Origin of the sequence: Neorhizobium vignae (genome assembly GCF_000732195.1) — a bacterium.
Lineage (GTDB): Bacteria > Pseudomonadota > Alphaproteobacteria > Rhizobiales > Rhizobiaceae > Neorhizobium > Neorhizobium vignae.
The window spans coordinates 734,595-746,357 of record NZ_JNNU01000002.1 but is presented as its reverse complement, the minus strand read 5'-3'; the positions used below and the strand labels follow the sequence as shown (position 1 = coordinate 746,357).

General features: G+C 63.0%; 11 protein-coding genes. All 11 read left to right on the top strand.

All coding sequences use genetic code 11. From position 1 onward, the window contains the following. Window positions 1-7: 7 nt before the first annotated feature. The 11 genes from GQ59_RS03780 to GQ59_RS03725 all read left to right on the top strand — a co-directional run bounded on the left by GQ59_RS03780 (window position 8) and on the right by GQ59_RS03725 (window position 11,752). On the top strand, window positions 8-685 hold the full coding sequence (locus tag GQ59_RS03780; protein WP_037077531.1) for a phosphoribosyltransferase: 678 nt from the start codon (window positions 8-10) through the stop codon (window positions 683-685). A 92-nt stretch (window positions 686-777) separates the two neighbouring features. Beyond that, a complete protein-coding gene (locus GQ59_RS03775; RefSeq protein WP_037077528.1) occupies window positions 778-1,827 on the top strand; it encodes a dipeptidase in 1,050 nt (349 codons plus the stop codon). Window positions 1,828-1,874: 47 nt separating this feature from the next. Then, complete coding sequence (locus GQ59_RS03770; RefSeq protein ID WP_037077526.1) at window positions 1,875-3,482, top strand: ABC transporter substrate-binding protein; 1,608 nt, start codon at window positions 1,875-1,877, stop codon at window positions 3,480-3,482. Between the two features lie 39 nt (window positions 3,483-3,521). Next, the gene (locus GQ59_RS03765; RefSeq protein ID WP_432762566.1) at window positions 3,522-4,568 is read left to right on the top strand and encodes an ABC transporter permease; all 1,047 of its coding nucleotides are present in this window, start codon (window positions 3,522-3,524) and stop codon (window positions 4,566-4,568) included. Beyond that, window positions 4,565-5,497 carry an ABC transporter permease gene (locus tag GQ59_RS03760; protein WP_037077521.1) on the top strand — a complete coding sequence of 311 codons (933 nt, stop codon included), beginning with the start codon at window positions 4,565-4,567 and terminating at the stop codon, window positions 5,495-5,497. The genes GQ59_RS03765 and GQ59_RS03760 overlap by 4 nt, the downstream gene beginning before the upstream one ends. After that, the gene (locus tag GQ59_RS03755; protein WP_037077518.1) at window positions 5,494-6,339 is read left to right on the top strand and encodes an ABC transporter ATP-binding protein; all 846 of its coding nucleotides are present in this window, start codon (window positions 5,494-5,496) and stop codon (window positions 6,337-6,339) included. The genes GQ59_RS03760 and GQ59_RS03755 overlap by 4 nt, the downstream gene beginning before the upstream one ends. Further along, a complete protein-coding gene (locus tag GQ59_RS03750; protein ID WP_037077514.1) occupies window positions 6,336-7,085 on the top strand; it encodes an ABC transporter ATP-binding protein in 750 nt (249 codons plus the stop codon). Before GQ59_RS03755 ends, GQ59_RS03750 begins: the two co-directional genes overlap by 4 nt. 81 nt (window positions 7,086-7,166) lie before the next feature. Next, entirely contained in the window at window positions 7,167-8,096 is a 930-nt protein-coding gene (locus GQ59_RS03745; RefSeq protein WP_037077512.1) for a LysR family transcriptional regulator, read from the top strand. A gap of 145 nt (window positions 8,097-8,241) precedes the next feature. After that, window positions 8,242-9,771 (top strand): ABC transporter substrate-binding protein, encoded by a 1,530-nt coding sequence (locus tag GQ59_RS03740; RefSeq protein ID WP_037077507.1) that lies wholly within the window; start codon window positions 8,242-8,244, stop codon window positions 9,769-9,771. 201 nt (window positions 9,772-9,972) lie between these two features. Then, window positions 9,973-10,923: an ABC transporter permease gene (locus GQ59_RS03730; protein ID WP_037077502.1), complete on the top strand. Its 951-nt coding sequence runs from the start codon at window positions 9,973-9,975 to the stop codon at window positions 10,921-10,923. Between the two features lie 10 nt (window positions 10,924-10,933). Then, window positions 10,934-11,752 carry an ABC transporter permease gene (locus GQ59_RS03725; protein ID WP_037077499.1) on the top strand — a complete coding sequence of 273 codons (819 nt, stop codon included), beginning with the start codon at window positions 10,934-10,936 and terminating at the stop codon, window positions 11,750-11,752. Window positions 11,753-11,763: the final 11 nt, after the last annotated feature.

Here is an 11,763-nt window from a genome sequence, read left to right as displayed (position 1 = left end):
AAAGCGAATGCAGCCGCATGATTTCTGGCAGGACGTCCATCCGGCAGGTTCGTTCGATCGGGCCGGGCCGTTTTCCGGCTTCTTCCCGGCAACGCTCGATGACGGCAGCCAGATCAGGCTGCCGATCCGGCCGCTCGCCGACGGAGAGCATGCGCTCGCCTCCCTCATCATCAACCAGGCGAGTTTCGACGTCCAAGATGCGCTTGCCGCCGATCTTGCACCGAAGATCGCCGCTTTTCGCCCGGAAGTCATCGTCGGCCTGCCGACTTTGGGTCTGACGCTTGCGGCTGCCGTCGCCCGCGCGCTCGGCCACCTGCGCTACGTGCCGCTCGGGACCTCGCGAAAATTCTGGTACGACGAAAACCTGTCGGTGCCGCTGTCCTCGATCACCACACCGGAACAGCAGAAACGGCTTTATGCCGATCCGCGCATGCTGCCGCTGATAAAGGGCAGGCGTGTCGCCCTCATCGACGACGTGATTTCCAGCGGCACCTCGATCGTCTCCGGCCTGACGCTGATGGCTTCGCTCGGAATCGAGCCGGTGGTCATCGGTGCGGCCATGCTGCAATCGGAGCGCTGGCACGACAAGCTCGATGCGTTCGGCAAGGAATGGCGGCCGCGTGTGGCAAGCGTTTTCAGGACCCCGATGCTGAAGAAGGCGGGCGAGGGGAGCTGGACGGCTTGACGCGTTTTCCGGCTTGCGAAAGAGGAGCGGCTGGCTAGGATCGCCGCATTGCTCACCTTGGAACTTTCACAAGACAATCGGGAATAGACTTCATGGAACTGGTGTTCGACGGCCATAACGACGTGCTCCTGCGGCTCTGGCGGAACATGAAGGCAGGCGGCGACCCGATTGCCGAATTTGCAACCGGCACCCCGAACGGCCATATCGACGGGCCGCGCGCCAAGGCCGGCGGTCTCGCAGGCGGCCTCTGCGCCATCTATATCCCGTCCGGCGAACTGGTTCTGAAGGAACCCGATCAGAAGGGTCACTACGTCACGCCGCTATCCGTCCCGCTCGATCATCTTCCGTCGCTGACGACCGCGCTCGAAATGGCGTCAATTGCGCTCCGCCTCGACCGCGCCGGCGCCTGGCGGCTCTGCCATTCGACCGCCGATATCCGCAAGGCGATGGACGAGGGCAGTTTTGCCGCCGTCATGCATATGGAAGGCTGCGAGGCGATCGATGCGGATCTCGACAATCTCGAAGTCTTCTACGCCGCCGGCCTGCGTTCGCTAGGCCCCGTCTGGAGCCGCCACAACATTTTCGGCCATGGCGTGCCCTTCGCCTATCCGATGTCGCCCGACACCGGCCCCGGCCTCACCGACCATGGCTTCGAACTGGTCAAGGCCTGCAACACGCTCGGCATATTGATCGATCTCGCCCACATTACCGAGAAGGGGTTCTGGGATGTCGCCAGGACTTCCGACCAGCCGCTGATCGCCAGCCATTCGAACGCGCATGCGCTGACGCCGGTCGCCCGCAACCTCACCGACAAACAGCTCGATGCGGTCAAGGAAAGCGGCGGCCTCGTCGGTCTCAACTACGCGGTGACCATGCTGCGCCCCGACGGGCGCGACAATGTCGCCACGCCGCTTTCGGACATGGTGCGCCATATCGACCACTTGGTGCAGCGCATGGGCATCGATCACGTGGCGCTCGGATCGGACTTCGACGGCGCCTCGATTCCCGAAGAAATACATGATGCTGCGGGCAATCAAAATCTGGTTGCGGCGCTCAAGGGAGCGGGCTACGCTGACGCAGAGCTGAAAAAGCTATGCCGGGAAAACTGGCTCAGAGTTTTGGGGAAGGCCTGGCACGAATAGGCTTCTTTCCAAAGGTCCAACGAACAAAAAACAGGGGAATGCAGACCATGATCAATACACTCAACAAGCGGCTGCGCGTGTTGTCCACGAGCGCGGCGCTGTCGCTGATGCTGCTCGCCGCACCGCAGGCTTTCGCGGTGACGCCGAAGGACACGCTCGTCATCGGGCTCGCCTTCGACGACATCATCACGCTCGATCCGGGCCAGGCGTTCGAATTCTCGGCCGGTGAGATCAACGGCAACAGCTACGACCGCCTCGTCCGCCTCGACATCAACGACACCTCGAAGGTCACGCCGGACCTCGCCGAGAGTTGGAGTGTTTCCGACGATGGCCTGACCTACACGTTCAAGATCAAGCAGGGGCTGAAATTCGCCTCCGGCAACCCGATCACCGCCGAGGACGTCGCCTATTCGTTTGAGCGGTCGGTCAAGATCGACGGTCCGCCGGCCTTCATCCTCAACCAGTTCGGCTTGAAGAAGGACAACGTCGCCCAGAAGGCGATCGCCAAGGATCCGAGCACCTTCGTGCTTACCGTCGACCAGTCCTATGCGCCGTCCTTCGTGCTGAACTGCCTGACCGCGACGGTTGCTGCGGTCGTCGACAAGAAGGTTGTCAGTCAGCACGTCACCAACGACGACTACGGCAATGCCTGGCTGAAGACGAATTTCGCCGGTTCCGGTCCCTACAAGATCCGCGAATGGCGCGCCAACGAAGTGGTCGTGCTGGAGCGTAACGACAATTACTGGGGCGAGAAGGCCAAGCTCAACCGGGTCGTCTATCGTCACATGAAGGAAAGCGCCGCGCAGCGTCTGGCGCTTGAAAACAACGACATCGACGTCGCCCGCAATCTGGAACCGAACGATATCGAGGCGGTCTCGAAAAAGGGGCAGACGATCACCAGCACGCCGAAGGGCTCGGTCTTCTATTTCAGCATGAACCAGAAGAACCCGAACCTGAAGAAGCCTGAAGTCGTCGAGGCGATGAAATATCTCGTCGATTACGATGCGATCGCATCGACCCTCATCAAGGGCGTGGGTCAAGTCCACCAGACCTTCCTGCCGAAGGGCATTCTCGGCTCGATCGACGACAAGCCCTACAAGCTCGATGTCGCCAAGGCCAAGGAACTGCTCGCCAAGGCAGGACTGAAGGATGGTTTCTCGGTGACCATGGACGTGCGCAACAACGAGCCGACCACCGGCATCGCGCAGTCCATCCAGCAGACCTTCGCCCAGGCCGGCATCAAGCTGGAAATCATTCCCGGCGATGGCAAGCAGACGCTGACCAAGTACCGCGCCCGCACCCACGACATGTATATCGGCTACTGGGGCGTCGACTACTGGGATCCGAATTCCAACGCGGAGACCTTCACCTCAAACCCGAACAATGCCGACGACGGCACCTCGAAGACGCTCGCATGGCGTAACGCCTGGGACATTCCGGAGCTGACGAAGGAAACCAAGTCGGGCTTCCTCGAACGGGATTCGGCAAAGCGGGCCTCGATCTACCAGAGCCTGCAGAAAAAGCTGCTCGCGAGCGGCCCGTTCGCGCTGATTTTCCAGCAGACGGAAGTCGCCGGCGTCGGTAAGGGTGTGAAGAACTTCAAGCTCGGCCCGACATTCGATACCAACTACGTGTTCTCGGTTTCCAAGGATTAAGCCTGAGAGGCCAGTTCCTTGACCTTACCCGAAACATCCGTGGCGACACGGCGCAATAGGCGCCGTGCTTCGTCTGCCTTGGCCTCCGTCCTGCGTTTCGCGGTGACGGTGGTCACCACCATATTCGGCCTCCTGGTCGTCACCTTTTTCATCGGCCGGGTCATCCCCATCGATCCGGTGCTGGCGATCGTCGGCGACAGGGCGCCGGCCCATCTCGTCGAACGGACCCGGATCGAGCTGGGGCTCAACCTGCCGCTCTATCAACAGTTCGTCATCTACACGAAACAGGCGCTTTCCGGCGATCTCGGCACCTCGGTGCTGACCAGCAATCCGGTGCTCGAAGATATCAAGCGGGTCTTTCCCGCTACCATGGAGCTCGCGACGATCGGTACGCTGATCGGTTCGGTCCTCGGTATTCCGCTCGGCGTCCTCGCGGCGGTCCGGCGCGGCAGCATCGCGGACCAGATCGTCCGTGTGATCGGCCTGATCGGATATTCGGTGCCGATATTCTGGCTCGGGCTGCTGTCACTTGTGCTCTTCTATGCGCAGCTCAGGTGGGTCGCCTTCCCGGGACGCGTCGACATCGTCTACGAATACAGTTTCACGCCGCAGACCGGCTTCTATCTTCTCGATGCCGCCATGCAGGGTCAGTGGGAGGTGATGTGGGACCTGTTCCGGCACATCGCGCTGCCCGGGGCGCTGCTCGGCTATTTCTCGCTCGCCTATATCAGCCGCATGACCCGTTCCTTCATGCTGAACGAGCTTTCCCAGGAGTATGTGGTGGCAGCACGCGCCAAAGGCTTGTCGGAAACGCGGATCATCTGGTTCCACGCGCTGCGCAACGCCGGCGTGCCGCTGGTGACGGTGATTGCGCTGTCCTATGCGAACCTGCTGGAAGGCTCGGTGCTGACCGAGACCATCTTCTCCTGGCCGGGGCTCGGCCTCTACATCACCAACTCGCTGCAGAATGCCGATATGAACGCGGTGCTCGGCGGCACGCTTGTGATTGGAGCGGTCTTCGTCGGCATCAACATCTTCTCCGATCTTCTCTATCGGACTTTGGACCCGAGGACGCGTAGCCGATGAGTGCGACCGAAACCTCCCTCAAACCCTATAGCCGCGAGTGGCTTCTCTCCGACCGGCCGACCTCGCGCCGCCAGGCGCGTTTCGGGCGGGCCTATATCGTCTGGCGCCGGTTTGCCGAAAACCGACTGGCGCTGATGGGGCTCGCGATCATCCTCGGGCTCATATTCGTCGCCGCATTCGCGGGCGTTCTGGCTCCCCACGATCCCGTCGTCGGCGACCTGCGCAATTCCCGCCTCTTGCCGCTCGGCTCGCCGGGCTATCTGCTTGGCACCGACGACCAGGGCCGCGATATCCTCTCGCGGCTGCTCTACGGTTCGCGGCTGACGCTGCTGGTGGTCGTGCTGGTGGCGATCATCGCAGCCCCGATCGGGCTCATCGTCGGCACGGTCTCCGGTTATGCCGGCGGCTGGATCGATGCGGTGCTGATGCGGATCACCGACATCTTCCTCGCTTTCCCGAAACTCGTCCTGGCGCTGGCGCTGGTCGCAGCCCTCGGGCCCGGCATCGAGAACGCGATCCTCGCCATCGCGGTGACCTCCTGGCCGCCCTATGCCCGTATCGCGAGGGCCGAAACGATGACCTTCCGCAATTCGGAATTCATCTCGGCGGTGAAGCTGATGGGCGCTTCGCCCTTCCGCATCGTGCTGCGCCACGTCATGCCACTCTGCATCTCGTCGCTGATCGTGCGCGTCACGCTCGACATGGCCGGGATCATCCTTACCGCCGCGGGCCTCGGCTTCCTCGGTCTCGGCGCTCAGCCGCCGCTTCCCGAATGGGGCGCGATGATCGCCTCGGGCCGCCGCTTCATCCTCGATCAATGGTGGGTCGCCGCCATGCCGGGTTTTGCGATCCTGATCGTCAGCCTCGGCTTCAACCTGCTGGGCGACGGCCTACGCGATGCGCTCGATCCGAAGGAGGCAGGCCAATGACGGTGCCGGTCAAGCCGCTTCTGACGGTGGAGGATCTGCGCGTCACCTTCCCGACCCGCACGGGCGACGTGCAGGCGGTGCGCGGTGTCTCCTTCGCGCTCGGCCGCGAACGGCTCGGCATCGTCGGCGAATCCGGCTCCGGCAAGTCGCAGACCGGGCGCGCGATCATGGGCCTGACCCCCGGCCACGCCAGGATCAGCGCACGGAAGCTGGCTTTCGGCGACCGGGATCTGCTCACCATGCCGGCCCGCGAGCGGCGCGACCTGCGCGGCAAGAAGGTGGCGATGATCCTGCAGGACCCGAAATATTCGCTGAACCCGGTGATGACCATCGGCCGGCAGATCGTCGAGACATTGAAGACGCACGAGAAGATCTCGACCTCGGCAGCCAAGGCCCGCGCGCTCGCCATGCTGGAGGCTGTGCAGATCAGCGATCCGGAGCGGGTCTTTTCGCTCTATCCGCACGAGGTTTCCGGCGGCATGGGGCAGCGGGCGATGATCGCCATGATGCTGGTCTGCGGTCCGGAACTGCTGATCGCCGACGAGCCGACATCGGCGCTCGACGTCACCGTGCAGCTCGAAGTGCTGGATATCCTCGACAAGCTGGTGGCCGACCGCGGCATGGGGCTGATCTTCATCTCCCACGATCTCAGGCTCGTCTCTTCCTTCTGCGACCGGGTCATCGTCATGTATGCCGGCCGGATCGTCGAGGAACTGCCGGCCGCCAATCTCGCCGATGCGCAGCATCCCTATACGCGCGGGCTCTTGAACTGCCTGCCGACCATCGGTTCCGACCGGCACCCGCTGCCCGTGCTCGACCGCAAGCCGGAGTGGGCGCTATGACATCGGCTCTCTCCATCCGCGACATGGTCGTCACATACGATGAGTTTGCGGCACTCGATCATGTGAACTTCGATATCGGCACGGGCGAATCCTTCGGCATCGTCGGCGAATCCGGTTCCGGCAAATCGACACTCCTGCGCGCTGTCTCGGGCCTCGCCTCCTTCGACCAAGGCACGCTCAGCGTCAACGGCCGCCCCTATTCCGGCCGCAAGCGCGACAAGGAGTTCTACCGCACCGTCCAGATGGTGTTCCAGGACCCCTATGGTTCACTGCATCCACGCCAGACGGTCGACCGGCTGCTGTTGGAACCGCTCGTCATCCACGGTTTCACCGATATCGAGACGCGCATCAACCGGGCGCTGGACGAGGTCGGTCTCGGGTCGGGTTTTCGGTTCCGCTATTCGCACCAGCTTTCGGGCGGCCAGCGGCAGCGCATCGCGATCGCCCGGGCGCTGATCCTGGAGCCGAAGATCTTGCTGCTCGACGAGCCGACCTCGGCGCTGGACGCCTCGATCCAGGCGGAAATCCTCAATCTGCTCGAACAGGCGCGCCGCGACCGCAACCTCACCTTCGTGATGGTCAGCCACGATCTTGGTGTCATCAGCCATATGTGCGAGCGGCTGGCTGTGATGAAAACCGGCAAGGTGGTTGAGACGGTGCCGCGGAAAGCACTGGAAAACCGCGAGTTTTCAGCCGATTATACCCGCCAGCTGCTCGTCGCCAGCGAAGGTTTTCGCCGCGGCTGACGAGCGTCTCGATTTTATCTATGTCCCTATCCCGGAACCGGTCCCCGTTTCCGGGCGACATGTTTCAGCCGGCAGGATCGCATGCAGCTTCGGGCGCTTATGTATTTCGACGAACTGGTCCGCACCAATTCGATGCGGGCAGCAGCCGAGAATCTCAACGTTGCTGCCACCGCCGTCTCGCGCCAGATCGAGAACCTCGAACATTATTTCGGGACGCCGCTCGTCGAGCGCAGCAATCGCGGCATTAAGCTGACCGCCGCCGGCGAGCTGCTGGCGGCGCGGGCAGGGCGGACGCTGCGCGAACTCGAACATGTCCACCAGCTGATCGACGACCTGCAGGGCCTGCAGCGCGGCAAGGTGGTGATCTATGCCAACGGCGCGACGGTCGCCAACCTGATCGCGCCGGTGCTTGCGGAATTCAGCCTGCGTTATCCCAAGCTGCGGTTCGAGGTGGCGATCACCAGTGCGCGCGAGGCTGTCGAGGCGCTCGCCGCCGCCGAAGCCGATCTGGTCGTGACCCTGTTTGCGCCGAAGATATCCGGGGTGAAGGTGCGGCTGCGCTCCGAAATCACCTATGATGTCATCATGGCCGCCGACCATCCGTCCGCCGGTGCGAGGGAACTCACCCTGCGCGACCTGATCCACATGCCGCTCGCTCTGCCCGACAAGAACTTTGGCGCCCGGCAGGCTTTCGAGGACCTGTTCGCCAAGGACGGGCTTGAGCTCGATCCGGTTTTCGTCACCGGTTCTCTGGAAATGCTGAAGGAACTGGTGTTGCGCCGCGCCGCGGTCACACTGCTGCCGGCGCTTGCGGTGCAGCGCGAAATCGATGCAGGCCAGCTTGCGGCGGTGCCGATCACCGCCGGCAAGGCGGTGCGCACGCCCATCGATCTCTGCGTCGCGCCGGACCGCCAGCTTTCGTTCGCGGCGGGCAAGCTCGTCGATTTCATCGAGCGCTTCATGCGCGGCGCCGATACGCGCAAATCGGCGCCCAAAAGGGCCAGCGCCTAATTGCATTTCGTGTAGCGTTTTCGGCTACACAGAGAACACAAAATTCTGCATTGTGTGTGCACCTGCGAAGTGACACACTTTTGGCAATCGACGATCCCGCAGGTGCCGATCAGGCGGGTCTCGTTCCAAAAAAAGGGGATGACGGATGGGCAGGATGACGCTTTTGGGCTCTGCTACCATATTGAAGAGTGCAGCTTTTGGCTTTGCGATGAGCGCGGGCCTGCTTTTAGGGCAAACCGGCGCGGAGGCGGCGGCAAAGACCGCGATCACAGTCGGCATGGCAATCGAGCCGGCCGGGCTCGATCCGACGGTCGCCGCACCGGTCGCAATCGGCCAGGTAACCTGGCAGAACATCTTCGAGGGCCTGACGACGATCGACAAGGACGGCAAGATCAAGCCGCAGCTTGCCGAAAGCTGGCAGATCTCGCCGGATGGTCTGATCTACACGTTCAAGCTCCGCCAGGGCGTCAAGTTCCACAACGGCGTCGCCTTCGACAGCGCGGTTGCCAAGTTCTCGATCGACCGTGCCCGTGGCGCTGATTCCGTCAATCCGCAGAAGCGTTATTTCGCCTCGATCGACACGGTCGAGACGCCGGATGCTTCGACGCTCGTCCTGAAGCTCAAGCAGCCGGCGGGCAGCCTGCTTTACTGGCTCGGCTGGCCGTCCTCGACCATCGTCGAACCGAAATCGGCCGCCGACAACAAGACGACCCCGATCGGCACCGGCCCATTCAAGTTCGTCAGCTGGTCTAAGGGCTCCAAGGTCGATCTCGCCAAGAACGCGGACTACTGGAACAAGGCCGTCTCGCTGAAGCTCGACACAGCCGCCTTCCGTTTCATCAGCGATCCGCAGGCCCAGGCCGCGGCGCTTAAGGCCGGCGATGTCGATGCCTTCCCGGAATTCGGTGCGCCGGAACTGATCAAGTCCTTCGAAGGCGACAAACGTTTGACGACCGTCATCGGCAATACCGAGCTCAAGGTCGTTGCCGGCATGAACAATACCCGCAAGCCGTTCAGCGACAAAAAGGTGCGTCAGGCGCTGATGATGGCGGTCGACCGCGCCACGGTGGTCGAAGGCGCCTGGTCCGGTTTCGGCACGCCGATCGGCAGCCACTACACGCCGAACGACCGCGGCTACAAGGACCTGACCGGCGTCTATCCCTATGATGCCGCCAAGGCCAAGGCGCTGCTGGCCGAGGCCGGCTTCCCGAACGGCTTCACCTTCACCATCAAGGCGCCGCAGATGGCCTATGCGCAGCGGACGTCGCAGGTGCTGCAGGCGATGTTTGCGGAAATCGGCGTGACGATGAACATCGAGACCACCGAGTTCCCGGCGAAATGGGTTGCCGACGTGCTGAAGGCTGCCGACTACGACATGACCATCGTCGCCCATGCGGAGCCGATGGACATCGACATCTATTCCCGCGATCCCTACTACTTCAATTACAAGAACCCGGCCTTCAACGACGTGCTGAAAAAGGTCGAGATGACCTCCGATGCCGCCGGACAGGAAAAGCTCTACGGCGAGGCGCAGACCATCCTTGCCAACGACGTACCGGCGCTCTTCCTGTTCGTCATGCCGAAGCTCGGCGTATGGGATGGTAAGGTGAAGGGTCTGTGGGAAAACGAGCCGATCCCGTCGAACGTTCTGACGGATGTTCATTGGGTAGAGTGAAGTTCAAGTTATGAATTTGATTGGGGTGCGCGCCGCAGACCGATCTCCCCCATTGAGGGGGAGATGCCCGGCAGGGCAGAGGGGGGCGACCTCTCGACACACTCGTCGTCCCATTTCCTTGTCGCATCGCCGCTCCCCTCCTCTTTCAACTTCGGTGACATCTCCCCCTCAAGGGGGGAGATCAGCGGGAGTGCGTCGCTCATGATCTCCCTCCTCATCCGTCGAACCTTGAGCCTCGCCGTCACGCTGCTCATCGTTTCGCTGCTGATCTTCACTGTCATGGACCTGCTGCCCGGCGATCCGGCGGCGATCATGCTCGGTACCTCGGCGAGCCCGGAAACGCTCGCGGCGCTGCAGAAGCAGCTCGGCCTCGACCAGCCGCTCCCCGTGCGTTACCTCGCCTGGCTCGCCGGGGTCTTCCGGGGCGATCTCGGGCAGTCCTATACCTATGGCGTGCCGGTTGCGGGGCTGATCGGCGAGCGGCTTGCGGTCACTCTGCCGCTGGCGCTGATCGCCATCGTGCTTTCGGTGGCGATCGCCATTCCTCTTGGTGTGCAGGCGGCGCGCAAGCATAACGGTGCCTTCGATTTCGTCGCCGGATTGTTCTCCTATATCAGCATCGCGGTGCCGGCCTTCTGGGTCGGGCTGCTGCTGATCATCCTGTTCTCCACCATGCTCGGCTGGATGCCGGCCGGCGGGTTTCCCGGCTGGGACGCAGGATTTCTTGCCTGCCTCAAGGCGCTGATCCTGCCGGCCGTGGCGCTCGCCCTGCCGCAGGCCGGCGTGCTGACGCGGGTGGCGCGGGCCGCGGTTCTGGAGGTGATGAACGAGGATTTCGTGCGCACCGCCCGAGCCAAGGGCCTGAGCGAGGGTATCGCCATCTGGCGGCACGCCGTCCCGAACGCGCTGGTGCCGGTGTTCACCATGCTCGGCCTGCAATTCACCTTCCTGATCGCTGGCGCGGTGCTGGTCGAGAACGTCTTCAACCTGCCGGGCCTCGGGCGGCTTGCCTATCAGGCGCTGTCCCAGCGCGACATCATCGTCATGCAGGATGTCGTGCTGTTCTTCTCGGCACTGGTGATCCTGATGAATTTCCTGGTCGATCTCGCCTACCTGGTCGTCGATCCGCGCCTCAGGGCCGGTGCACAATGAGGCGGGCACAATGAGGAAACTCCTTCGCCGCCCTGTCTTCCTTATCGGGCTCGTCATCACGCTCGCGCTGTTTGCCGTGGCGCTGCTGTCGCTCGTCTGGACGCCGTTCCCGCCGACGAAAATGAACATCGTCCACAAACTCAAGGCTCCACTCGATTTCGGCTTCCTCGGCACCGACCAGTTCGGCCGCGACGTAGCCTCGATGCTGATGGTCGGAGCCTGGAACTCGCTCTCGACCTCCATTCTCGCGGTGCTTCTCGGCGCAAGCGTCGGAACGGCCATCGGCGTCGTCGTCGCCATGCGGCGCGGCTGGCTGGAACTCGTCGTCATGCGCGGCTGCGACATCATCTTCGCGGTCCCACCGATCCTGTCGGCAATGATGCTCGGCGCCTTCATAGGATCGGGCCGGTTCACGGCGATCATTGCCATCGGCGTGTTCATGGTGCCGGTCTTCGCGCGGCTCGCGCTCGGCGCCGCCCTGCAGATCTGGACGCGGGACTATGTTACCGCCGCCGTCAGCATGGGCCGCCCGAAAGCCAAGATCACGCTCGTGCATGTGCTGCCGAACATCTCCAACCAGATCATCGTGCAGGTGACGATCCAGCTCGGCCTGGCGATCCTGACGGAAGCCGGCCTGTCCTTCCTCGGTCTCGGCATGCCACCGCCCACGCCCACCTGGGGGCGGATGCTGGCCGATGCGCAGACTTTCCTCGGCCAGGCGCCGTGGCTGGCGCTGATGCCGGGGCTTGCCATTGCGCTCGCCGTGCTCGGGCTCAACATGCTCGGCGACGGCCTGCGCGACCTCCTCGATCCCCGCGACAATTCCTGATTTCGAAAAAC

Bases quoted from the DNA above. Each gene is read 5' to 3' on its own strand.
- GQ59_RS03780 (WP_037077531.1), top strand. From the start codon at position 8: ATGCAGCCGCATGATTTCTGGCAGGACGTCCATCCGGCAGGTTCGTTC.
- GQ59_RS03775 (WP_037077528.1), top strand. From the start codon at position 778: ATGGAACTGGTGTTCGACGGCCATAACGACGTGCTCCTGCGGCTCTGG.
- GQ59_RS03770 (WP_037077526.1), top strand. From the start codon at position 1,875: ATGATCAATACACTCAACAAGCGGCTGCGCGTGTTGTCCACGAGCGCG.
- GQ59_RS03760 (WP_037077521.1), top strand. From the start codon at position 4,565: ATGAGTGCGACCGAAACCTCCCTCAAACCCTATAGCCGCGAGTGGCTT.
- GQ59_RS03755 (WP_037077518.1), top strand. From the start codon at position 5,494: ATGACGGTGCCGGTCAAGCCGCTTCTGACGGTGGAGGATCTGCGCGTC.
- GQ59_RS03750 (WP_037077514.1), top strand. From the start codon at position 6,336: ATGACATCGGCTCTCTCCATCCGCGACATGGTCGTCACATACGATGAG.
- GQ59_RS03745 (WP_037077512.1), top strand. From the start codon at position 7,167: ATGCAGCTTCGGGCGCTTATGTATTTCGACGAACTGGTCCGCACCAAT.
- GQ59_RS03740 (WP_037077507.1), top strand. From the start codon at position 8,242: ATGGGCAGGATGACGCTTTTGGGCTCTGCTACCATATTGAAGAGTGCA.
- GQ59_RS03730 (WP_037077502.1), top strand. From the start codon at position 9,973: ATGATCTCCCTCCTCATCCGTCGAACCTTGAGCCTCGCCGTCACGCTG.
- GQ59_RS03725 (WP_037077499.1), top strand. From the start codon at position 10,934: ATGAGGAAACTCCTTCGCCGCCCTGTCTTCCTTATCGGGCTCGTCATC.